The following is a 21,430-nucleotide window of genomic DNA, read 5'->3' on the forward strand; positions in this document are numbered from 1 at the left end:
CGGTGACCGACCGGGCGAACGCGGTCAGGCCGGCGGCGTCGACCGCCCGGCCGGCGCCGCGCAGCGACTCCCGGACCGCCGCGGCGTGCTGGTCGATGCGGGCCAGCAGGGCGGGCTCGGCGAACGCGGCGGCCAGGCCGTCGACACCCACCCGCGCCATCATCTCGTCGAGGTGAACACCGGCCGGAGCAGCGGCGACCGGGGCGTAAGCGAGGTTCTCGTTCGTCATGCCGAGAAACCTAAAGTGCCATGACCTGCTTGAACACCCCGGAAACCGAACGGCACCCCAAGCGCCACCGGGCAGCGCCCGCATCACCCGTACCGGGGGTCCGCGAGTGCGGTGGCCCCGCTGCGGTTACATGGGAGGCTGGAGGTGACAGGATGACGGACGAGCTCGACGGCAAGACCAACCGCCGCGTGGCGCAACTGCTGAACCGGCTCGCGAACGACCCCGCCGCCGAGGCCGTGCACGCCGCCGAGGAGCTGCGCGAACTGCTGCGTGAGGTCGGCTACCACGGCAAAGCCGGGCCGCCGGTGCACAAGGTGCGCAGCGCCGCGGAGGCCGCGACCGAGCGGATGCCGGCGCTGCGGCCGACGCCGGCGGAGTGGGCGCGCCGCCGCCGCGCCGAGCGGGCCGCCCGCCGCAAGCACGCCGCCGCCGCGATGCACCTGCGGCTCGGCCCGGCATGGCATCTGGTCGACTGGCCGCTGCCCGGTTTCGCCTGGGCCGGCACCGAGTACGACGTGCGGGAACGGTTCCTGGCCTTCGGCCCCGGCGGCGTCTACGCGGTGCTGATCGTCGACCACGGCTGGCACCGGGTGGCACTGTCCGGCGACATCGTGCAGGTGGACAACAAGCGCCCGCCGTACCTGCCGGAGGCCCGCCGGACCGCCCGCCAGGCGAGCCAGGTGCTCTCCGCCGCGGCCGGCCAGACGGTCCGCGTCGACCCGGTGGTGGCCTTCGACGGCAGCGGCGTGATCAGCGTGCACGGCCTGCCGAAGGACTGCCTGGTCAGCGGCTGCAAGGACCTGGACAAACTGCTGCTGGCCGGCGGCTCCCGGATCAGCCCGGCCACGGCCGAGAAACTGGCGGCTGCCGCCTCCCGGCTGCGGGCCACCGGCTGACCGAGGTCAGAGATCGAGATCAGGTCTGCCGGAGCGGGACGGCGCGGCGGACCACCGCGACGTGCAAGCTGTGGCTTCCCGAAGCGTGTGCCCGGCTCGTTCGCGGAAGTGACGAAAGGGTTGCGATAGACGGCTGTCCCTATTCCGACAGTCGTCGCGGGCAGCGCGGCTGGCATCGTGAGGTGCGGCGCGCCGCGCCCGTTCGCACGAGACCGCCGGGGAGGTCGAAGTGGTTCGGCTGGAGCTGCTGGGCCGGTTCCGGGTGACATTCGGCGAGACCGTCGTCCCCGACGAGACGTGGGCCCGCCGCCGGACCGCCTCGCTGGTCAAGCTCCTCTGCCTCGCCCCGCGCCACCGGATCCGGCGGGATCTGCTCGCCGCCACGCTGTGGCCCGGCGTCACCCCGAAAGCGGCGGCGGCCAACCTGCGCAAGACCGTCCAGCTGGTCCGCCGGACGTATGCGGGGCGTTACGACGTGGTCCCGGTGGAATCGGTCGGCGACATGATCGGCCTGCCGGCCGATCGCGTCTGGATTGACGTCGTCGCCTACCGGTCGGCCGTCGCGCGGGCACGCCGGGCGCGCAACCCTGATGCGTACGCCGAAGCGCTCGCGCTCTACCGGGGCGCCCTGCTCCCGGACGACGCCGACGAATGGCTGGAGCCGCACCGGGCCGACCTCCAGCGTGACCACATCGCCGTGCTGGAGGAGTTCGCCGGCCTGCTGGAAGCCGCGGGCCGCCTTGACGAGGCGGCCCGCGTGGCCAGGTCGCACCTGATCGCGGAACCGCGGTCGGCCGCGGCGCAGGTGCGCCTGCTGCGGGTGCTCACCCTGGCCGGGCGCCGCGATGACGCGGTGCAGGCCTATCGTGCGATGCCGGCGCCCGCGGACGAGGTTCGGGATCTGCATGCCGACCTGCGCGCCCGGCAGCATCCGCGCTTGTCGGCGGCCCTCTGGGAAGACGTCGGCGATCAGCGGCTGGCGGCCGGGGACACGGTGCACGCCATTGCGGCGTACCAGTCCGGTCTGGACCTGCCCGCCCCCGCGCCCGAGGTGGCCCGGCGGCATCGTGCGACCGCCGCCGCCCACCTGGCCGGCCATGACGGGGAGCGGGCCGAGCGCCACCTGCACCTGGCCGAGGAACTGACCACCGACCCGGCCGAGCAGGCCCGCATCCTGGTCCTGCGCGCGGCACAGGCGACCGCCCGGGGCGAGGTCGACACCGCGCTGGCGCTCGCCGAGGTCGCCCGGGCGCACACCGCCATGTACGGCACCGCCGCCGACCAGGCTGCGGCGGAGGAGACGCTGGTGCATCTGGCGTATCTGCGCGGCGGCTGGCGCGGTGCCCTGGAGAGCGACCTGGGGCGGGCCGGGATCGACAGTGCGGTGTTCGTCGGCGCGTTCGACCGTCATCAGTGCGTCGGTCTGCGGGAGCTGCATGCCGGGGATGTCGAGGAGTTCGCGCGTGGGGTTCTTGCCCGGGCAGTGGAGGGCGGGGTGGTGCGGGGGCAGGCCTTCGCGTGGTGTCTGCTCGGGGAGTCGCTGTTGTTGCGGGGGCGGTTCGAGGAGGCGGAGCAGGCGCTGGTGCAGAGCACTGTCCAGCACGACGTGCTCAGTTGTGGGGAGGGTGCGTCGAGCACTGTGGGTGGGGGCGCTCCCTGGGAGGAGGGGGCAGGGGGCGTGGGCTCGGGTTCGTCCGTCCAGGGTGACGTTTCCGGCTCTGCCTACTCTGGTTCGCCCGCGCAGGGCTGCGCGGCCGGCTCCGCTTTCTCGCCTTCGCCTGGGCACCCACCGCAGGGCAGCGCAACCGGCCTTGCTCCCTCGGCTTCGCCCGCCCAGGGCGGCGCATCCGGCTCTGCTCGCCGTGCTGCTCTCGGCACGACTTCGGGTGCGGTGCCCTGGCAGCGGCTGGCCGAACTAGCTGTCTGCCGGCGCCGCTTCGACGAGGTCGGCCCGGCTCTTCGGCGGGCGTCGGCAATCGCCGCCGCGTCCCCGGCGCCTCGGCACCTGTGGACCCGGATCCACGCCACCGCGGCGTTCGCTCGCCTCGAACTCGGCGAGCCGGAGATCGCCGTCCGTTCGGTTCGCGCCGCCGCGGCCGCCGCCGCCCGGCACGGCGACTGCCCGTCCTGCGGCGCGCTGCTGCACCCCATGGCTGCCGAGGCGTACGCCGCGCTCGGCGACGCCGACCAGGCCCACGCCCATGCCACCTCGGCCGCCATGATCGCCGCCGACCTCAAGGGTGCCGCCTGGCAAGCCATGGCCGAGTCCGCCGCCGGCAGCGCCGCCCTCGCAGGCGGCTCCTCCGAAGCCGCCGGCCGCCACTTCCAGGCCGCCGCCGATCTGTACGCCCAGGCCGGCCACGTGTACTGGTCGGGCCGCGCGAGCCGCCACGCCGCCCTGGTTGTCCGCGGGCACGTGGTCTGAGCCCGGCCGATAGTTTCGGAAAAGTTGCCCTCAGACATCGATGCGATTAACTTCTTCTGGGAGCGCTCCCAACAGTAGCCTCCCGTCCCGCGCTCGGCTTGCCCCGTCCCGGGCTGGGCCCACCCCGTCCCGTGCTCGGTTCACCCCGTCCCCAGGAGAAGCCCATGTCCCCTACCCGTTCCCCGATCAAAGCCTTGGCGGCCACAGCGGCCTGCGCCACTGTGGCCGCCGCCGGCATCTGGTTCGCGGCCGGCTCCGCCTCCGCCGGCACCATCTCCGGAACCCTCTACCGTGACCCCGACACCCCGGTAGCCCGCTGGCTGCAGTCCAACCCGAACGACTCGCGCGCCGCGGTGATCCGCGACCGGATCGCCAGCCAGCCGGCCTCGCGCTGGCTCTCGTCGTTCAACCTCTCCACCGTCGGCAGCGAGGTCTCCACCTATGTCGGCGCCGCCAACGCCGCAGGCCAGATCCCGGCGCTGACCGTTTACGGCATCACCAACCGCGACTGCGGCGGCGCCAGCTCCGGCGGCGCGCCCGACCTGAACCAGTACCAGCAGTGGATCAGCCGGATCGCCCAGTCGCTCGGCAGCCGTACCGTCATCCTGCTCATGGAACCCGACTCGATCGCCCTGCTGACCTGCTTGAACAGCAGCGAGATCGCGGCCCGCAACCAGGCGCTGCGAACCGCCACGCAGACGCTGAAGGCCGCCAACCCCAACGCCAAGGTCTATCTGGACGCCGGCCACTCCACGTGGAACAGCGCCTCCGAACAGGCCTCCCGTCTGGTGGCGGCCGGCATCGCCGACGCCGACGGCTTCTACAGCAACGTCTCCAACTACAACTCCACCTCGGCCGAAAGCAGCTTCGGCCGCTCGATCATCAACGCGCTCAACAGCCAGGGCGTCACCGGCAAGCGGCAGATCATCGACACCAGCCGCAACGGCGGCGCCAGCGGCGACTGGTGCGGTGACGACAACACGGACCGGCGCATCGGCCAGTACCCGACGGTCAACACCGGCGACGCCAACATCGACGGTCTGCTGTGGGTGAAGCCCCCCGGCGAGGCCGACGGCTGCCGGTACACGGCCGGCTCCTTCCAGCCGGACCTGGCCTACAGCCTCGCCAGCTCGGCCACCAACCCGCCGTCCTCCGCGCCGCCCTCGTCGCCCTCGTCGTCCCCTTCCTCCTCCCCGTCTTCCTCACCGTCCTCGTCCCCGTCCCCGTCAGGCCCGGTGGTGGGCGGCTACTGCGCCGCGACCTACCGCACCACCAGCTCGTGGCAGGGCGGTTTCCAGGGTGAGGTGACCGTGAAGGCCGGCGGCAGCAACACCGCCGGGTGGGCCGTCTCGTGGACGCTCGGCTCCGGCCAGTCCATCAACCAGGTCTGGGGCGGCACGCTCACCACGTCAGGATCAACCGTGACCGTACGCAACGCGGCCTGGAACGGCACCCTCCCGGCGGACGGCACCACGACGTTCGGCTTCATCGGTTCCGGCAGCGCCGGAACGCCGACGCTGACCTGCGCCCGCCCGTGATATCGAGCCCGGGCACCGCAGCCGTGGGCAGGTAGTTTCGATCCGCGCCGAACCAGATCGTCCGGGCTGGCTCATAGCGGGTCGGCGGTCGCAGCAGCCGGGCCCGAGGTCCGGCGCAGCAGCCATACGCAGTGGCCGGGCGCGGGTTCAGCCCGCGCCCGGTCGCTACCAGCCGATCGCCTCGCACACAGCCGTGGCCACCTCTGACACTGACCCGGTCGAGGCGTCGATCACCGTGTCCTCGACTTTCTCCCGGCGCAGGATCTGATCGAGCGCCGCTGCCCGGTCGAGGAACCACGGCTCGGAAGGGTTACGCCGCCGTAGACGATCACGAACCACAGACAGATCGACGTGCAGGCGGCAGACCACGAGCGGGACGCCCAGTACCTCCTGGTGGGCGTCCCGTTCCGCTCTGCTCTCGATCACTCCGGCCAGGACCAGGCGCCGCGCGCCGGCCGCGACGAAGTTCGCGCCGACCGCCCGTAGGTTCCGCAACGTGATCGCGTTGTTGAAGGGGTCACCGGCCGGCGCCGGCCAGCAACGGCGCAGCCAGTCCAGATCGATCACCGCATGCGGCGTCCCCTGCCCGCTCAGCAGATCCCCGACCGCTTCCGCAACCGACGTCTTCCCCGCCCCAACCGTGCCGGTGATCAGCAATGCTCGCGCCACAGTGAATGTCATACCCCGCGCGTACGGTGACCGCCATGACGGAGGCAGCAGCGCGCGCCCACGTGGAGCGCTTCAACGCGGCGGTGACCAGCGGGGATTGGTCGGCGTTCATCGCCGCCCTGCATCCCCGCGCAGTCATGACCTTCATCGGCCCGCCGGTCGGGCCGTTCCGTGGCCGCGAGGCCATCGCCGATGCCTACGCCGCCGACCCACCGAACGACGCCATCCAGATAATCGACATCCGCTCCGACGGCGACACCGACCTGGTCACCTTCGAGTGGTCCCGCGGCGGCACCGGCACGTTGACGCTTCACCACCGAGCTGCGCAGGTCGACCGGCTCACCGTCCGCTTCGACTGACCGGCCTGCTCGGTTCCGGTCCGCCCGGCGCGTCAGCGCGAGCCAGGTGCACACGGGTGAGCTCTCGCGGCTTGCGAGCGCGGGCCATGGGACGTGCGGGCCTGCGAAGCGGCCGCGGACCGCAAGACGTGCGAGCCCGCGAAACGGCCCGCGGACCGCAGGACATGCGAGCCCGCGAAACGGCCCGCAGACCATGGGACGTGCGCGCCTTCAAGACGGCGCGCGGTTATGGGACGTGCGAGCCTTTCACGCGGCACGCGGCACGCGGCACGCGGCACGCGGCACGCGGCACACGGCACGCGGCACACGGCACGCGGCACACGGCACGCGGCACGCGGCACGCGGCACGCGGCTAGCAGGCGCTAGCCGAGGCGTGAGCTTCACGTCTACAAGAACAGACCGCGCCACCGGGAGCGGGCCGCTCGCATGTGTCGCTGGAGCGCGAGCTGGGCGTCGCGTAGGTGCGGGTCAGGCGCCGGGTGGGTGTGGGCTGCCGCTGTCCTGCCAGAGGTAGACAGCCAGGGAGAGGGCGGCCAGCGCGATCGCCACGCGCAGTGGGCGTTCCGGGGTTCGGCGGACGACGGCTGGGCCGAGCCAGCTGCCGAGCAGGCAGCCGGCGGCCAAGAGGGCCGCTGCGGTCCAGTTCACCGGGGCGATCAAGGCGTAGAGGATCGCTGCGGCGAGATTGGCGGCGCCCAGGACGACGCTTTTCACGGCGTTGGTCACGGCCAGCGGTTCGACGGCGGCCAGGGACATGGCGGCCAGCAGGAGCACGCCGGCGGCGGCTCCGAAGTAGCCGCCGTAGATGGCGATCAGGAAGACGGCCAGGCTCAAGGGTGGGCGGAATCCGGGTTTGGCGTACCAGGCTCGTAGCGGTTCGCGCAGCAGTAGCGCCAGCGCGGACAGGGCGATCAGCCAGGGGACGACACGTTCGAATGCGGAGGAGGGGGTGCTCATCAGCAGGACCGCCCCGGCGATGCCGCCCGCGGCGGCCAGCGCGCCCTGGCGCAGGATGCGGTGGCCCTGGCCGCGGAGCTCGCGGCGGGAGCCGGCGGCGGCTCCCGCCGCGCTGGAGAGTAGCGCCACGGTGTTGGTCACGTTCGCGGCCACGGGCGGGATGCCGACGGCGAGCAGGACCGGGTAGCTGACGAGGGAGGCGAGCCCGGCCATGGAACCGGTCAGGCCGGAGCCGACGCCACCGAGGACGAGCAGGACGGCGTGATCAGCATCCACGCGGTGTCACGGTATCGGACGGAACCGGCCGTCGACGCGGCGCGGGATGCTGTCGAATTCGTCACGCAGCTCTTCGGGCAGCAGGTCGGCGGGGGCGTTCTGCCAGGTCACCGGGCGCAGGAAGCGGCGGATCGCGGAGGTGCCGACCGAGGTGTGCTGGGTGTTGGTCGCCGGCCACGGACCGCCGTGATGCTGGGCCCAGGAGACGGCTACGCCGGTCGGGTAGCCGTCGTAGATGATCCGGCCGGCATGTGGACGCAGCCGTCGGGTGAGCTCGGAAGGAAGCGCGGTCTCGCCCGGGCCGCGCTGCACGGTCGCGGTAAGCGACGACGGCAGAGTGGCGAGGGCGGCGAACAGATCCGCTTCGCCGTCATAACGTGCGATGACGGCAACCGGGCCGAAGCATTCCTCAGTGGCTTCGCGAGGCAGGTCGGCAGCGGTTGCGGTGAGCAGCGTCGGCGTGCCGAAATAGCCGGTTCCACCACCAGCGAGCGCTCCCGGCGCCGGCTCACCTGCCGAGACAGCCTGGACATTGCTACCGGCGCTCACCGCCTCACCCGGTGCCGACCCGCCGCTCGCGCTGCGGGCGGCAGCCTGACCAACCGACGCTGGCAGATCGGCCGAGGCGGGCGGGCCGGTCGGGGCGGACTGACCGGCGGAGGCAGTGGGGGTCAGACCGGGGGTGCCGCTCAGGGTGGCGGTGCCGCGCTGGTAGGAGGCGGCGATACCTGCGTTGAGCAGGACCATCGGCTCGGCCGCGCTGATGGCCCGCTGGGCGGCCTCGACCAGGGCGTCGCCGTCGGGGCCGGTGGGGACGAAGGCGAGGCCGGGCTTGGTGCAGAACTGGCCGGCGCCGAGGGTGAACGACGCGGCGAAGTCAGCGCCGATCTGGGCTGCGCGCTGGGCGGCCGCGGCGGGTGTGACGACCACCGGGTTGAGGCTGCTCAGTTCGCCGAAGAACGGGATCGGGTCGGGGCGCTGCTCGATGATCGTGAGGAGGGCGCGGGCGCCGGCGGTGGAGCCGGTGAAGCCGACGGCGCGGATCGCGGGGTGGGCGACGAGGTCGGCGCCGGCCTGCTGGCCGTGGACGATGCCGAGCGTGCCGTCGGGGGCGCCGGCCTTGCGGGCGGCTTCCACGAGCACGTCGAAGACCAGCTGCGAGGTGGCCGGGTGTGAGCCGTGGGCCTTGACCACGACGGGGCAGCCGGCGGCGAGCGCGGAGGCGGTGTCGCCGCCGGGGACGGAGAAGGCGAGCGGGAAGTTGCTCGCGCCGAAGACGGCGACCGGGCCGATCGGCACGAGCATCCGCCGCAGGTCCGGCCGTGGGCCCATCGGGGTGTCGCCGGCGTGGTCGACGGTGGCTTCCAGATAGCCGCCGTCGGTCAGCACCGAGGCGAAGAGCCGCAGCTGATAGGTGGTCCGGGTGAGCTCACCGTTGAGCCGGGTGGCGCCGAGGCCGGTCTCTCGGTCGGCGATCGCCACGACCTGCTCGCGGGCGTCCTCCAGGGCGTCAGCCAGGGAAATGAGCAGGGCGGCCCGGCCGTCGCGGCCGAGGTCTTCGAGAGGTGCGGCGGCGGTGAGGGCGGCCTGGCAGAGCTGGTCCACCTCAGCGGTGGTGGTCTCCTGCGCCACGATCTCGACGGTCTCGCCGCTGCGCGGGTCGATGCTGGGAACTCCGGTCACTGTGAGCCTCCGATGTCGGCGCGGTCGACGGTCCATTCGCGAACCCGGTCGCTGAGGGTCACCCCGAGACCGGGCCGGGACGAGAGGTGGATGCGCCCGTCACGGATCTCCAGCCTCTCGTTGAAGAGCGGATGCAGCCAGTCGAAGTGCTCCACCCACGGCTCGTGCGGGTACGCCGCCGCCAGGTGCACGTGGATCTCCATGGCGAAGTGCGGCGCGAGGATCAGGTTGCGGTGCTCGGCGAGCGTGGCCAGGCGCAGGAACTGGGTGATCCCGCCGATACGCGGCGCGTCCGGCTGGATGATGTCGACCGCGTCGTTGTCGATCAGCCGGCAGTGCTCGGCGACGCTGGTGAGCATCTCCCCCGACGCGATCGCCGTGTCCAGGCTGCGGGCCAACGCCGCGTGACCCTCCGCGTCGTACGCGTCGAGCGGCTCCTCGATCCAGACCAGGCCGAACTCCTCCAGTGCCCGCCCGACCCGCTGCGCGGTGGGGCGGTCCCACTGCTGGTTGGCGTCGACCATGAGCGGCACCTCGTCGCCGATGTGCTCGCGGACGGCCCGCACCCGGGCCAGGTCGACCGCGGCTGACGGATGGCCCACCTTGATCTTGATACCGCCGATGCCCGCTTCCAGGGAGGCGGTGGCGTTCGCGGTGATCTGCTCGATCGGCTCGTGCAGGAAACCGCCGGAGGTGTCGTAGCAGCGGACCGCGTCGCGGTGGGCGCCGAGCAGTTTCGCCAGGGGCAGCCCGGCCCGTTTCGCCTTCAGGTCCCAGAGCGCGACGTCGATCGCGGCGATGGCTTGCGTGCCGGCGCCGCTGCGCCCGACGGACGCGCCGGCCCAGACGAGCTTGGTCCAGAGCCGGGCGATGTCGCTGGGGTCCTCGCCGATGAGTTCCGGGGCGACCTCACGGGCGTGCGCGAACTGGGCCGGGCCGCCGGCGCGCTTGCTGTAGCTGAACCCGACGCCCTCGTGGCCCTGCTCGGTCCGGATCTCGGCGAACAGGAAGGCGACCTCGGTCATCGGGCGCTGCCGCCCGGTGAGGACCTTGGCGTCGCTGATCGCGTTCTTCAGCGGCAGGGTGACGGAGGAGAGGGTGACTTCGGTAATGCGATCGGACACTGTGATCACCGCACCAAACAGGGGCGCTTGGGGTCGAAGCGCCAGCCGGGAACCAGGAATTGCATGGCGGCGGTGTCGTCGCGCGCGCCGAGGCCGTGTTCGAGGTAGAGCTCGTGCGCGGCGGCGAGCGCCGCACGGTCGAGCTCGATGCCGAGACCGGGTGCGGTCGGCACCGTGATCCGGCCGTCGCGGATGCGCAGCGGGTCGCGGGTCAGGCGCTGGCCGTCCTGCCAGATCCAGTGCGTGTCGAGGGCCGTGATCTCGCCCGGCGCGGCCGCGCCGACGTGGGTGAACATGGCCAGCGAGATGTCGAAGTGATTGTTGGAGTGCGAGCCCCAGGTCAGCCCGAAGTCGTGGCACAGCTGGGCGACCCGGACCGAGCCACGCATGGTCCAGAAGTGCGGATCGGCGAGCGGGATGTCGACGGCGTGCGAGCGCACCGCGTGGGCCATCTGCCGCCAGTCGGTGGCGATCATGTTGGTGGCGGTGCGCAGACCGGTCGCGCGCCGGAACTCGGCCATCGTCTCGCGCCCGGACATGTCGCCTTCCGCGCCGACCGGGTCCTCCGCGTAGGCCAGCACGCCGCCCAGGTCGCGGCAGACGCGCACGGCGTCGGCGAGCAGCCAGCCGCCGTTGGGGTCGAGGGTGATCCGGGCCTGCGGGAAGCGGGCGGCGAGAGCGCGGACCGCCTCGATCTCCTCCTCGGCGGAGAAGACGCCGCCCTTGAGCTTGAAGTCGGTGAACCCGTATCGAGCCTGGGCGGCCTCGGCCAGCGCGACGATCGCGGCGGGGGTGAGGGCCGGCTCGCGGCGCAGTCGCTCCCAGTCGTCGGCCGGGTCCTTCTCGGCGACGTAGGGCAGGTCGGTGCGCGAGCGGTCGCCGATGTAGAACAGGTAGCCCAGCATGGGGACGCTGTCGCGCTGCTGACCCTCACCGAGCAACTCGGCGACCGGCACCCCGAGGTGCTGGCCGAGCAGGTCGAGGAGCGCGGACTCCAGGGCGGTCACCGCGTGGATCGTGACGCGCAGGTCGTACGTCTGCTGTCCTCTGCCTGCGGCATCGAGGTGGGCGTGCGCGGCGGCGATGCTGCGCAGCAGCGAGGCGTAACGGGAGATCGGCTTGCCGATCAGTGCCTCGCCGGCGGTCTCGAGGGTGCGGCGGATGGCGTCGCCTCCGGGCACCTCCCCCACCCCGACGTTGCCGGTGCTGTCGGTCAGGACCACGACCGTCCGGGTGAAGAACGGGCCGTGCGCGCCGCTGAGGTTGAGCAGCATGCTGTCGTGACCGGCGACCGGCACGACCTCGACCCGCTCGACGGTGGGCGTCATGACCGGACCTTGTCGATCAGCGCGGTGAGGGTGGCGCGCTCGTCGGCGCTGAGCTCGGTCAGCGGGGGCCGCACCCGGCCGCCGTTGCGGCCGACCGCGTCGAGGCCGGCCTTGATGATGGAGACGGCGTAACCGCGGGAGCGGTCGCGAATGTCGAGATAGGGAATGACGAAGTCGTTGAGCATGCCGTAGACCGCGGTGCGGTCCTGGGCGCGGACGGCGGCGTAGAAGCGCAGCGCGAACTCGGGCAGGAAGTTGTAGAGCGCCGACGAGTAGGTACTGACCCCGAGCTGCAGCAGCGGCAGGGCGAACGTCTCGGCGGTGGGCAGGCCGCCCACGTAGATCAGCCGGTCGCCGACCTTCGCGTAGGTGCGGGTCATCCGCTCGATGTCGCCGACGCCGTCCTTGAGGCCGATCAAGGTGGGGTTGCGGTCGGCGAGCTCGGCCACGGTCACGTCCTCGAGGACGGCGTTGGCCCGGCTGTAGACGATGACGCCGAGGCCGGTGGCCCGGCAGACCGCGTCGACGTGCGCGATCAGGCCGGCCTGGCTGGCCTCGGTGAGATAGGGCGGGAGCAGCAGGATCCCGGCGGCGCCGGCCTGCTCGGCGGCGCGGGCCTGCTCGACCGCCTGGGCGGTGCCGCCGGTGGCCGGGGCGACGACCGGCACCCGGTCGCCGACCTCGGCGACCGCCGTGCGCACCACGGTGTCGATCTCGGGGGTGGTCAGGCTGAAGCCCTCGCCGGTGCCGCCGGCGGCGAACAGCCCGGCGACGCCGAAACTCGCCTGCCAGGCCAGGTGCTCGCGGTAGCGGGCCTCATCGAAGTTCAGCTCGTCGTCGAAGTGGGTCACGGGGAACGACAGCAGCCCGGAGGCGAGCCGGGCGGCGAGGTCGGCAGGGGGCATCTGGGTCACCCGGCCACCGTAGAAACGGTTGGTGATGCCTGTCCAAGAGTGTTTCAGCATTGCTTGATACCTTCACGGCATCATGTGTTCGAGAGCCGCGAGGACCCGCGGCAGCGCTGGATTGCGCGACTGGCGCGGCCAGAGCAGGTGCAGTTCGACCGGTTCCTCGATCGGCGTGAGCAGTTCCAGGTAGGCGACATGGGGAACACCGATCCGGGTGGCCGACGCGGGCACGAAGGCCACGCCACGCCCGGCGGAGACCAGCGAGAGCATGGTCATCACCTGGCTGACGGCGTGCACCACGTTGCCCTGGTCCACCGCCACCATGCTGACGATCAGGTCGTAGAAGTACCGGGCCTTCTGCTGGGAGTGGAAGATCAGTGGCTCCCGGGCCAGATCGGCGGCGACCAGCGGCCGGCCCAGACCGGCCAGCCAGTGATCGTCACGCACGGCCACGAGCAGGGCCTCCCGGTGCAGCAGGCGGGACTCGAACAGCTCCGGGTCGAAGGGCGGGCGGGCCAGGCCCAGGTCGAGATCGTTGGCGGCGAGCGCCGCTACCTGCTCCCGGGTGACCATCTCGAACAGCTCGATGTGCACCTCCGGCAGGCGCAGCTCCAACTCGTTGAGCAGCCGGCCGAGGATGCCGAACGTGGAGGCCGAGGTGAACGCGAGCCGGACCAGCCCGTAGTAGCCGGACGAGACGCGCTGGGCCAGGTCCGGGGCGGACTCGGCGATCGTCAGGATGCGGCGCGCGTCAGCGAGGAAGGCCTCGCCGGCCGGGGTCAGGCTGACCCGCCGATTGTCCCGGTCCAGCAGGTGCGTTCCGACGGCCGCCTCCAGCTTCTGGATCTGGCGGCTCAGCGGCGGCTGCGTCATCCGCAAGCGGGTTGCGGCACGGCCGAAGTGCAACTCCTCGGCCACGGCGACGAAGCCACGCAATTGCTCCAGGGTGAACGCCATACCGAAAAGGTATCAGTCGATGCAGTAATGGGCTTGGACATGCATGAAAGCAGGGTCATAGGCTCGCCGCACCAAGTGACCCCCCTCACAGCGGGAGACCGCATGAACAAAAAGCTCCCCGCCCTCGGCCTGGCGACCGTCCTCGCCCTGGCCGGCTGTGGCGGCAACCTTGATTCCGACGACTCCGGCTCGGCGGCCGCGGCCTATCCCGAACGCGCTGTCACCCTGCTCATCGGGCAGGATGCCGGCGGCAGCACCGACCTCATCGGCCGGGCGCTGGCCGACCCGGCGAGCGCCGACCTCAAGCAGCCGATCACTGTGCAGAATCGGCCGGGAGCCAACGGCGCGGTCGCCGCCAAGGAACTCGCCGCCGCGAAACCCGACGGTTACACGATCATGGTCTTCGTGGGTTCCCTCGCGTACATCACGCCGCTCGCCGTCGCGCCCGACCAGGCCGTCGACATCAACAACTACGAGGTCGTCACCGGCATCTCGCAGGACGACTACGTGCTGATCGCCAACCCGAAGACCGGCTTCAAGACCGTCCAGGACATCGTCGCCGCGAAACGACCGATCAAGTACGCCACGACCGGCGTCGGCACCGGCAGCCAGCTCACCTCCAGCCTGCTCTTCGCCCAGGCCGGCGTGAACGCCACAGCGGTGCCGTTCAACGGCGGGGCGCCGGCGCTGACCGCGGTCCTCGGCGGCCAGGTCGACGTGGCGGCGGTGCAGCTCGGCGAGGCCAAGGAGCAGATCGAGGCGGGCAAGGCGGTCCCGATCGTCACGTTCGCCGAGAAGCGCCCCACCTACATGCCGGACACGCCCACCGCCACCGAGGCCGGCTACCAGGTGCCGGTCCAGCAGTCCCGGGCCGTCGTGGCGCCGAAGGGCACCCCGAAGGAGGTCGTCGACCGGCTGCGCACCGCGTTCCAGAAGTCGTTCGGCGAGCAGGCCTACAAGGACTTCAACACCCAGCGGCTGCTCACCCCCAACGAGGTGGACGGCGCGACCCTGCTCCAGCAGTGGAACGGCTCGCTGCAGACGTACAAGGACATGGTCGCCAAACACAACATCGACATGGGTGGCAAGTGAGCACCGAACCGGTCGACGAGCGGCCGCCGCCCGCGGGGCCGCTCACCAACCTGATCGCCGCCGCCGTCGTGGTCGTCCTCGGCGGCGCGGCGATCGCCGGGTCCTTCGCGCTCGGCGCGGGCAGCCCGTCCGAGCCCGGCTCCGGCACCTGGCCCCTGATCATCGGTGGTGCGCTGGTCGTCCTCGGGCTCGCCCTCGCGGTCCGGGCCCGCGACACCGGCGAGGCGGAGCGATTCACCCGCAGTGGACTGCTCGTCGTGGCCGCCGTGGCCAGCATGATCGCCTATGTCGCGGTCATCGCGACCATCGGCTTCGAGATCCCCACGCTGCTGCTGGCCTTCGTCTGGCTGCGCTTCCTCGGCCACGAGTCCTGGCGACTGTCGATCATCACCAGCATCGCCATCGTCGTCGTCTTCTACGCCCTGTTCGTCGGCGCGCTCGACGTCACCATCCCCCACCTGTTCTGATCCATCGGGAGGACCGTTGTCCTCGGTGCTCGACGGTTTCGCCGTCGTCCTCGAGCCGACGAATCTGCTCTACTGCCTCGTCGGCGTAGTCATCGGCATGCTCATCGGCGTCCTGCCCGGACTCGGGCCCGCCGCCACCATCGCCATCCTGCTGCCCGTGACGTTCGGCCTCGAGCCGGTCACCGCGATCATCATGCTGGCCGGCATCTTCTACGGCGCACAGTACGGCGGGACCATCACCTCGGTGCTGCTGCGCCTGCCCGGTGAGGCGTCGTCGGTGGTCACCGTCTTCGACGGGCACGCACTCGCCCGGCAGGGCAAAGCCGGCACCGCCCTCGGCATCGCCGCCATCGGCTCCTTCGTCGGCGGCACCCTGGCGATCATCGCGCTCACCTTCGTCGCCCCGCTCGTCGCCGACTTCGCCCTCGACTTCGGCCCACCGGAGTACACGGCGCTCGCCCTGCTCGGCATCCTGCTGGTCGCCACGATCAGCAGCGGCGGCCGGCTGCGCGCCCTCACCGCCGCCGCGATCGGGCTGCTGCTGGCCACCGTCGGCCGCGACGAGTTCACCAGCGCCGAGCGCTTCACCTTCGGCAACCTGAACCTCGCCGACGGCCTCGACTTCGTCCCGATCGCGATGGGCCTGTTCGGTCTCGGCGAGATCCTCTACAACCTGGAGGAGCGCCACCGGAAGGTGCAGGCCCCGGCCACCGTCACCAACGTCTGGCCCAGCCGCGCCGACCTCAAGCAGTCGAGCGGCGCCATCGGCCGCGGCTCGGTGCTCGGCTTCGTGCTCGGCATCCTGCCCGGCGGCGGCGCGGTGCTGTCGTCGCTGGCCGCTTACGCGCTGGAGAAGCGGCGCTCCAAGCACCCGGAACGGTTCGGCAAGGGCGCCATCGAGGGCGTCGCCGCGCCGGAGACCGCCAACAACGCGGCCGCCACCTCGTCGTTCATCCCGCTGCTGTCGCTCGGCATCCCCGCCAACGCGACCATGGCCGTGATCTTCGGCGCCCTGCTCATCCAGGGTGTCACCCCGGGCCCGCAACTGGTCACCGAGAACCCCGAGCTGTTCTGGGGCGTCGTCAACTCGATGTACATCGGCAACATCCTGTTGCTGATCATGAGCATTCCGCTGGTCGGGCTCTTCGTCCGCATCCTGCGGGTGCGGGCCACCGTGCTCGCGCCGATCACCGTGCTGATCACGCTGGTCGGCGCCTACACGGTCAACAACAGCGTCTTCGACATCGGGCTGGTCATCGCCTTCGGCATCATCGGCTACCTGATGAAGAAGCTCGGCTTCGACCCCGGCCCGATGGTCCTCGCCTTCGTCCTCGGCACCCTGCTGGAGTCCTCGCTGCGCCGGTCGCTGCTGCTCTTCGACGGCGACCCCACCGGCTTCTTCACCCGGCCCATCTCCGGCGTCCTCCTGGCTGCGCTGATCGCGGTCGCCCTGTTCCCGCTCGCCCAGACCCTGCTCCGCCGCCGCCGCACCACCCCGACCGAGGAAAAGGAACCCGCAGCATGACCGTGCTCGTCGGATATCTGCCCACCCCCGAAGGCGAGGCCGCCTTCACCGCGGCCCTGGAGGAGGCGAAACGCCGCGGTGAGGACCTCCTCGCGGTGAACTCACCGCGCGGCGGCGCGCCGGTCAGCGTCGAGGCCGCCGACCCGGGACGACTCACCGAGCTCACCCATCACGCCGCACGGGCCGGCGTCGAGCTGCGCCTGCGCACCACCCCGCACACCGGCGAACTCGCCGACGAGCTGCTGCACATCGCCGCCCAGGAGGACGCCTCGGTCATCGTCATCGGGCTGCGCAAGCGCAGCCCGGTCGGCAAGCTCTTCCTCGGCAGCACGGCCCAGCGCATCCTGCTCACCGCCGACCGGCCGGTCCTCGCGGTCAAACCCCACTCCGGTACGAGCTGACGACGGCCCCGCCCCGCCGCCGGGTTAGGGTGCGCGACATGCCAGTGGTTCAGGATCTTGCCTCGCTTCCGTACGCCCGGTATCTGCAGCCGTTCACCGGCGAGCCGGAGCCCGGCGACGACCACACCGAGGTGCACCTGGACGACATCGAGCTCGACAACGCCCAGGCCGGCGGCGCCCGCTTCGCCGAGAGTGCGATGACCGCGGTGACGTTCACCGGCGGCAACTTCGAGCGGGTCTGGCTCGACGATGTGTGGATCTCCCGGTCTCGCTGGATCGGCGGCAGCTGGGCCGAGTCGGGCCTGCTCAACGTCACGATTCTGGACGGCGTCCTGGCGGGCGTGCAGGCCTACGGCGCGGCCTGGCGGCGGGTCGTCGTGCAGGGCTGCAAGATCGACAGCTTGAATCTGCGCGGGGCGAAGCTGCAGGACGTCGAGTTCCGCGACTGCGACCTGTCCGAGGTCGACTTCGGGGGCGCCACGCTGATCGGCGTCAGCTTCCCCGGCTCGGCGTTGCGACGGGCCCGGTTCGGCCGGAGCACCGTCAAGAAGCTGGACCTGCGCGGAGCCCGTGAGCTGGACGTCGCCGAGGGCTGGGACTCGCTGCGCGGCGCGGTGATCAGCAGCGGCCAGCTCGCGGAGGCCGCGCCGGCCCTGGCCCAGACCCTCGGCATCGTCGTCCGCGACCGGTGATCCATCACGTGAGGCTCCACCAGTCACGCTGGGAGAGTTCCAACCAAACGTCGGGTGTGCCGATGAACGCGCGCGCGTCAGCCGGCCGCAGCCCCACGAAGGAGCAGCAGTACGCCACGGCCTCGCCCCGGAACAGGAACGTGCGCAGGATCTCGTCGGCAGAGGCGTTCGCGTCGGGCCAGAAGCCGCCGGGATGCAGGTCCCAGCCGCCCACGGCCCCGTCGCGCATGATGCTGCCCTGATTGCCGCTCTTCGGGTTGGCGTACATGGCGTAGCAGACCGTGCCGGCCGACAGCCGCCGGGAGACGTCGGGTGTGCTGGCGATGAAGCCGTATCGCTGGATGACCACACATCCGCCGGGCACATCCGTGACGCCCACGATCAGGTTGTCGTCGTCGAGGTCCGGGTCCTCCGGCTCCTCGTAGTCGATCACCGTGCCGTCGAGCCGGCGGATCGCCTCGGCGGCGTCGATGCCGCTGACGCAGCACAGGCTGTAGCCGTCGTCGTAGTCGCCGTCCACCGCCTCGATCAGCCGCTTCGCCTCCCGCACGGCCTCGGACTCGGCCGCAGACAGGGCCGCAACCGGCCGGCCCGCGAGACCGGGCGGGACGGGAAACAGATCCGGAGCAGGACCGGCCAGGCTCAACCGGCCCGGCGACCAGCCCGCCATCATCGGCAGCCACGGGTCGGCGCCGGCCGCCGCCAGCGCGCGGGCGACCTCGTTGTTGCCGGACTGCACAGCGATCCACAGCGCGGAGCGCCCGTCGTGCAGGGCGTCCACCTCGCGGGCCCGCGCCGCCAGTTCCGCGACCGCCTCGGCGGTGCCCCACTCCGCCGCCTGGTGCAGGACCCTCAGGTCACCGTCGAGCACCGCGTCCGGGTCGGCTCCGGCCGCCAGCCGGGCCCGCACCTCCTCCGGGTCCTTCCAGTGGTTCCATCCATACCTCGGCCAGCCCCGTACGTCAGTCACGGCCGTCGATGATAGGCCTGTTCCGTCGGCGCGGTGAACCGGCGGGCCAGATGGTCCTGGAAGTCGGCGTGCCGGAACTGATAGACCGGGCCGACGGCACGTAGCAGGCCGAGCCGGTGCGCGTCGTCGAGAAAGACCACCAGGTCACGCGGCAACCGGCCGCGTGCGGCTTGCATTCGGCTGGTGAGCCAGCCCACCCACCAGGCACGCGAGTGGAATTCCTCGATCCGGGCGAAGAAGGCGTCGGCGGCGACCACCGCAAGCATGAAGAGCCAGATGAAGAACATGACACGCACCGGCGTATTCGTGAGCGCCGCTCCCAGATCGACGGACTGCTGCGCCCGCACGTCCGCCACCCCGCCCGCGAGCCGCGCGGTCGCGTCGAACGTGAACTCGCCGCCTCGGACACCGAGATGCAGGCGGAAGTAGTCGCCGGCCGGCTGCCCAGGCCAGACCCACACCACCACCCCGGCGACCGCGAACCAGACCAGCCAGTTCAACAGCGTTCGGTACGCCCGCCGGCGCGCCATCGTGACGAGCCAGGCGAGCACCACGGCGAACACGTAGCGCAACTGGCCGTGCCAGGTCAGGTCCACCTGGGCCAGGTGTGCCGTCACCCCTGCCACGACACCGTCGCGGTGCAGCGCGGCCACTTCCGGCCGGTCACGCAGAATCCGGCACACGACGCCGGCGGCCACCGCCAGCAACACGGTGACAGCGGCGAGGCGGCAGGCGCGCAGCACCTGTTTGCGCTGCTCGGAATCCCACAGCGTGAGTGAGTCGTCGCGGCCGCTCGCCGCAGGCCGGGCGAGCAGGAGGGGAATTCCGGCGGTCAGGGTGAAGCAGACGGGCACCGCTATCGCCCGGACAAGCACGTAGAGCACGCAACTGAACGGGACGGTGATCGCCAGAATGAACCAGAGGGCGGTGATCGAATCGGTGAGGCCGGTGCTGTCGAGTGCGACGGTGAGACCGCCGGCACCGATCGCACCCATCACGAAGCCGATGAAGACACCGCTTCGGATCCCGGAACCTGGGGCGATGCCGTACCAGCGCTTGCCTTTTCGCTCGGAGCCGGGTGGCAATCGCCAGTAGAACCAGTATTCGGCCCCGGCCAGGACGGCGACGACGGCCGCCACGGCCAGGCCCGCCCGCGGCCCGGCGCCGTTGCGCAACAGGAGCTCGGTGACGACGGCGGTGAGGCCGCCGGTCATGACCGCGTAGCCGAGCATGAACAGCACGCCCGGTGCGACGCGCTCGAACAGCTGCCGGGTCCGGTACCACTGCTGGTCCAGAACCGACTGCCAGTCGGCGGCGCCGCGCTCGGATTCCTTTTCGTACAGGGCGAAGGTCCGGGCTGCCAGCACCCCGGCAGCGACCAGCAGGAGCACGAGGAGCAGTCCCGGCAGGGACGAGATGGCCAGCGTGATCAGCGAACCGATCAGGATCCCCGGCAGGACGATCAGCACGAGGAACTGGATCCGCAAGGACCACCCGTTGTATCTGTCGATCATCTTCGCCACGACCGGCGCGGCGCGGTCGAGAAAGCCGGCGACCGGTTCGGTGAACCGGGGCGCCAGGGTCAGCCCGGCCGTGTCGGTGGCCCAGTAGAACTCGCGGCTGCCACGCCGGTTCAGGTTGTACGCGAGGAAGGTGAGCCAGTCCTCGGCCTGCCCGGGATCGTAGCGTCGACGCGGCCGGAACGGTTGCGGCGGATCGTTCGCCGGTGGCCGGGCCTCGATGCTGGCGGCCACGAGCTGGTCGAAGAGGTGGGCGGTGAGTTCCGCCGGGTCGGCGAACCGGGCGTCGTCCAGCGGCGACGGGTCCGTCCCGGGCGCGATGTAGGCGGCGCGGATCAGCCACAGGCCCAGCGGCTTGGAGACGACCGTGGCCAGGGCCGCGGCAGCGCCGGTGGGCGGCACCGGCCCCTCGAGCCGCCCCAGGATCGCCTGCCACTTCTGCGCCGGACCGGCCTCGAGGCACCCGCGCAGGTACTCCGCCGAGGCGGTCGCGGTGAGCGGTTCGGGCCGCATGACCACGACCGATGTCAGAGCGCGGCCGCCCCGCCCGACGGTCTCCCCGAACTCATCGGTACGGCAGGTGAGAACGAACCGCGAAGCGGTGCCCAGATCTCGATGCACGGCTGGGATGAAGGCGTCGCGTACCTCGGCCGTCGTCTCGTCCAGCCCGTCCAGGATCGGCAGGACGTGCCCGCGCACTACCAGGGCTTCGACCACGTCGGCGTCGTGCCCGGCGCTGCCGAGCCCGGGGTACGCGTTCGTGATCCAGTCGACGATCCAGTCACGCAGGTCCCCGTCGTAGGCGTCGCCGGGCCAGCCGGCCAGCGGTAGCAGCACCGGCACCGGTTCGTCCGGCCGATGCCGGCGTTCCCTGAGCAGCTGCTGGAGGATCCGCGCGGCCATGGTCGTCTTGCCAGTGCCGCCGCCGCCCAGGATCACCAGCCGCCGGCGGCCGAGTTCGCGAACCGTGCCGATCAATTTGTCCACGTCGGCGGCGGAAGCGATGGTCAGCTCAGTGGCGGCCCGGTCGCGCGGCACGTCGACGAGTTCCTCGTGCGCGCTCACCCGCCAGTGCACCGGAATCGAGTCGTCTAGCGCCCGCAGCCGGGATTCGTCGAGCCATTGCATGTCAAGGTGCAGGGCCAGCAGGTCACGGGCGTCGGCGAGGCCGGTGGGGGTGACCACGGACCGGACCCGGCCGTCACGCCACCAGGTGTACAGCAGCGCCAGTGCCGGTGGCAGGGCGATCCCCACGGACACGAGCTGAGCGATGTTGGCCGCGTCCTGCAAGCCGCCCATCCGCAATCCGAGGGCGAGCACGAGCACGCTGCCGGCGGCTGCGAGGCAACCGGCGACGAACCAGAAGGTACGGGTACGGGACCGGCGAGCCCGGGCTCTGCGAGACACGTGCCGT

Annotated in this window: 19 protein-coding genes; 9 read left to right on the forward strand and 10 right to left on the reverse strand. The window is 71.6% G+C overall.

Annotation, left to right across the window (positions count from 1 at the left end; genetic code table 11):
- Positions 1 to 229 (reverse strand): DUF6401 family natural product biosynthesis protein (locus AB0F81_RS24240; RefSeq protein WP_360200760.1); only part of this gene is annotated, 229 nt, incomplete at its 3' end.
- A gap of 152 nt (positions 230 to 381) precedes the next feature.
- Here AB0F81_RS24240 and AB0F81_RS24245 point away from each other — a divergent pair.
- The 3 genes from AB0F81_RS24245 to AB0F81_RS24255 all read left to right on the forward strand — a co-directional run bounded on the left by AB0F81_RS24245 (position 382) and on the right by AB0F81_RS24255 (position 5,088).
- The gene (locus AB0F81_RS24245) at positions 382 to 1,125 is read left to right on the forward strand and encodes a hypothetical protein (protein ID WP_360200761.1); all 744 of its coding nucleotides are present in this window, start codon (positions 382 to 384) and stop codon (positions 1,123 to 1,125) included.
- A 229-nt stretch (positions 1,126 to 1,354) separates the two neighbouring features.
- Positions 1,355 to 3,550, forward strand: a complete 2,196-nt coding sequence (locus AB0F81_RS24250; RefSeq protein WP_360200762.1) for a BTAD domain-containing putative transcriptional regulator — start codon at positions 1,355 to 1,357, stop codon at positions 3,548 to 3,550.
- A 164-nt stretch (positions 3,551 to 3,714) separates the two neighbouring features.
- Complete coding sequence (locus AB0F81_RS24255; protein ID WP_360200763.1) at positions 3,715 to 5,088, forward strand: glycoside hydrolase family 6 protein; 1,374 nt, start codon at positions 3,715 to 3,717, stop codon at positions 5,086 to 5,088.
- 165 nt (positions 5,089 to 5,253) lie between these two features.
- Here AB0F81_RS24255 and AB0F81_RS24260 read toward each other — a convergent pair whose 3' ends face one another.
- Positions 5,254 to 5,745 (reverse strand): adenylyl-sulfate kinase, encoded by a 492-nt coding sequence (locus AB0F81_RS24260; protein ID WP_360200764.1) that lies wholly within the window; start codon positions 5,743 to 5,745, stop codon positions 5,254 to 5,256.
- Between the two features lie 47 nt (positions 5,746 to 5,792).
- On the opposite strand from AB0F81_RS24260, the gene AB0F81_RS24265 reads away from it, so the two are divergent.
- Positions 5,793 to 6,116, forward strand: a complete 324-nt coding sequence (locus AB0F81_RS24265; protein WP_360200765.1) for a nuclear transport factor 2 family protein — start codon at positions 5,793 to 5,795, stop codon at positions 6,114 to 6,116.
- Between the two features lie 468 nt (positions 6,117 to 6,584).
- Here the strand turns inward: AB0F81_RS24265 and AB0F81_RS24270 are convergent, their stop codons facing one another.
- From AB0F81_RS24270 to AB0F81_RS24295, 6 genes are all read right to left on the reverse strand, one after another.
- Positions 6,585 to 7,349 carry a TSUP family transporter gene (locus tag AB0F81_RS24270; protein ID WP_360200766.1) on the reverse strand — a complete coding sequence of 255 codons (765 nt, stop codon included), beginning with the start codon at positions 7,347 to 7,349 and terminating at the stop codon, positions 6,585 to 6,587.
- 6 nt (positions 7,350 to 7,355) lie between these two features.
- Positions 7,356 to 9,032, reverse strand: a complete 1,677-nt coding sequence (locus tag AB0F81_RS24275) for an aldehyde dehydrogenase (NADP(+)) (RefSeq protein ID WP_360200767.1) — start codon at positions 9,030 to 9,032, stop codon at positions 7,356 to 7,358.
- Positions 9,029 to 10,156, reverse strand: a complete 1,128-nt coding sequence (locus tag AB0F81_RS24280; RefSeq protein ID WP_360200768.1) for a mandelate racemase/muconate lactonizing enzyme family protein — start codon at positions 10,154 to 10,156, stop codon at positions 9,029 to 9,031. The genes AB0F81_RS24275 and AB0F81_RS24280 overlap by 4 nt, the downstream gene beginning before the upstream one ends.
- A gap of 5 nt (positions 10,157 to 10,161) precedes the next feature.
- On the reverse strand, positions 10,162 to 11,484 hold the full coding sequence (locus tag AB0F81_RS24285) for an enolase C-terminal domain-like protein (RefSeq protein WP_360200769.1): 1,323 nt from the start codon (positions 11,482 to 11,484) through the stop codon (positions 10,162 to 10,164).
- Positions 11,481 to 12,389 (reverse strand): 5-dehydro-4-deoxyglucarate dehydratase, encoded by a 909-nt coding sequence (gene kdgD / locus AB0F81_RS24290; protein ID WP_360200805.1) that lies wholly within the window; start codon positions 12,387 to 12,389, stop codon positions 11,481 to 11,483. Before kdgD ends, AB0F81_RS24285 begins: the two co-directional genes overlap by 4 nt.
- Positions 12,390 to 12,461: 72 nt before the next feature.
- Complete coding sequence (locus AB0F81_RS24295) at positions 12,462 to 13,349, reverse strand: LysR family transcriptional regulator (protein WP_360200770.1); 888 nt, start codon at positions 13,347 to 13,349, stop codon at positions 12,462 to 12,464.
- Between the two features lie 102 nt (positions 13,350 to 13,451).
- Between AB0F81_RS24295 and AB0F81_RS24300 the strand changes: the two genes are divergently transcribed.
- Genes AB0F81_RS24300 through AB0F81_RS24320 form a run of 5 tightly spaced genes read left to right on the forward strand, consistent with a single transcriptional unit; the run spans position 13,452 to position 17,526 of the window.
- Entirely contained in the window at positions 13,452 to 14,441 is a 990-nt protein-coding gene (locus tag AB0F81_RS24300) for a tripartite tricarboxylate transporter substrate binding protein (RefSeq protein WP_360200771.1), read from the forward strand.
- Positions 14,438 to 14,908: a tripartite tricarboxylate transporter TctB family protein gene (locus AB0F81_RS24305; RefSeq protein WP_360200772.1), complete on the forward strand. Its 471-nt coding sequence runs from the start codon at positions 14,438 to 14,440 to the stop codon at positions 14,906 to 14,908. The genes AB0F81_RS24300 and AB0F81_RS24305 overlap by 4 nt, the downstream gene beginning before the upstream one ends.
- Before the next feature lie 25 nt (positions 14,909 to 14,933).
- Positions 14,934 to 16,433, forward strand: coding sequence for a tripartite tricarboxylate transporter permease (locus tag AB0F81_RS24310; RefSeq protein WP_360200806.1), 1,500 nt, complete (start codon positions 14,934 to 14,936; stop codon positions 16,431 to 16,433).
- Entirely contained in the window at positions 16,430 to 16,834 is a 405-nt protein-coding gene (locus tag AB0F81_RS24315; RefSeq protein WP_360200773.1) for a universal stress protein, read from the forward strand. Before AB0F81_RS24310 ends, AB0F81_RS24315 begins: the two co-directional genes overlap by 4 nt.
- 38 nt (positions 16,835 to 16,872) lie before the next feature.
- Positions 16,873 to 17,526, forward strand: a complete 654-nt coding sequence (locus tag AB0F81_RS24320) for a pentapeptide repeat-containing protein (RefSeq protein ID WP_360200774.1) — start codon at positions 16,873 to 16,875, stop codon at positions 17,524 to 17,526.
- A 4-nt stretch (positions 17,527 to 17,530) separates the two neighbouring features.
- Here AB0F81_RS24320 and AB0F81_RS24325 read toward each other — a convergent pair whose 3' ends face one another.
- Both AB0F81_RS24325 and AB0F81_RS24330 read right to left on the reverse strand, forming a co-directional pair.
- Positions 17,531 to 18,496 (reverse strand): ankyrin repeat domain-containing protein, encoded by a 966-nt coding sequence (locus AB0F81_RS24325; protein ID WP_360200775.1) that lies wholly within the window; start codon positions 18,494 to 18,496, stop codon positions 17,531 to 17,533.
- Entirely contained in the window at positions 18,493 to 21,423 is a 2,931-nt protein-coding gene (locus tag AB0F81_RS24330) for a hypothetical protein (protein ID WP_360200776.1), read from the reverse strand. Before AB0F81_RS24330 ends, AB0F81_RS24325 begins: the two co-directional genes overlap by 4 nt.
- Positions 21,424 to 21,430: the final 7 nt, after the last annotated feature.

This window comes from Actinoplanes sp. NPDC024001 (assembly GCF_040638955.1).
GTDB lineage: Bacteria > Actinomycetota > Actinomycetes > Mycobacteriales > Micromonosporaceae > Actinoplanes.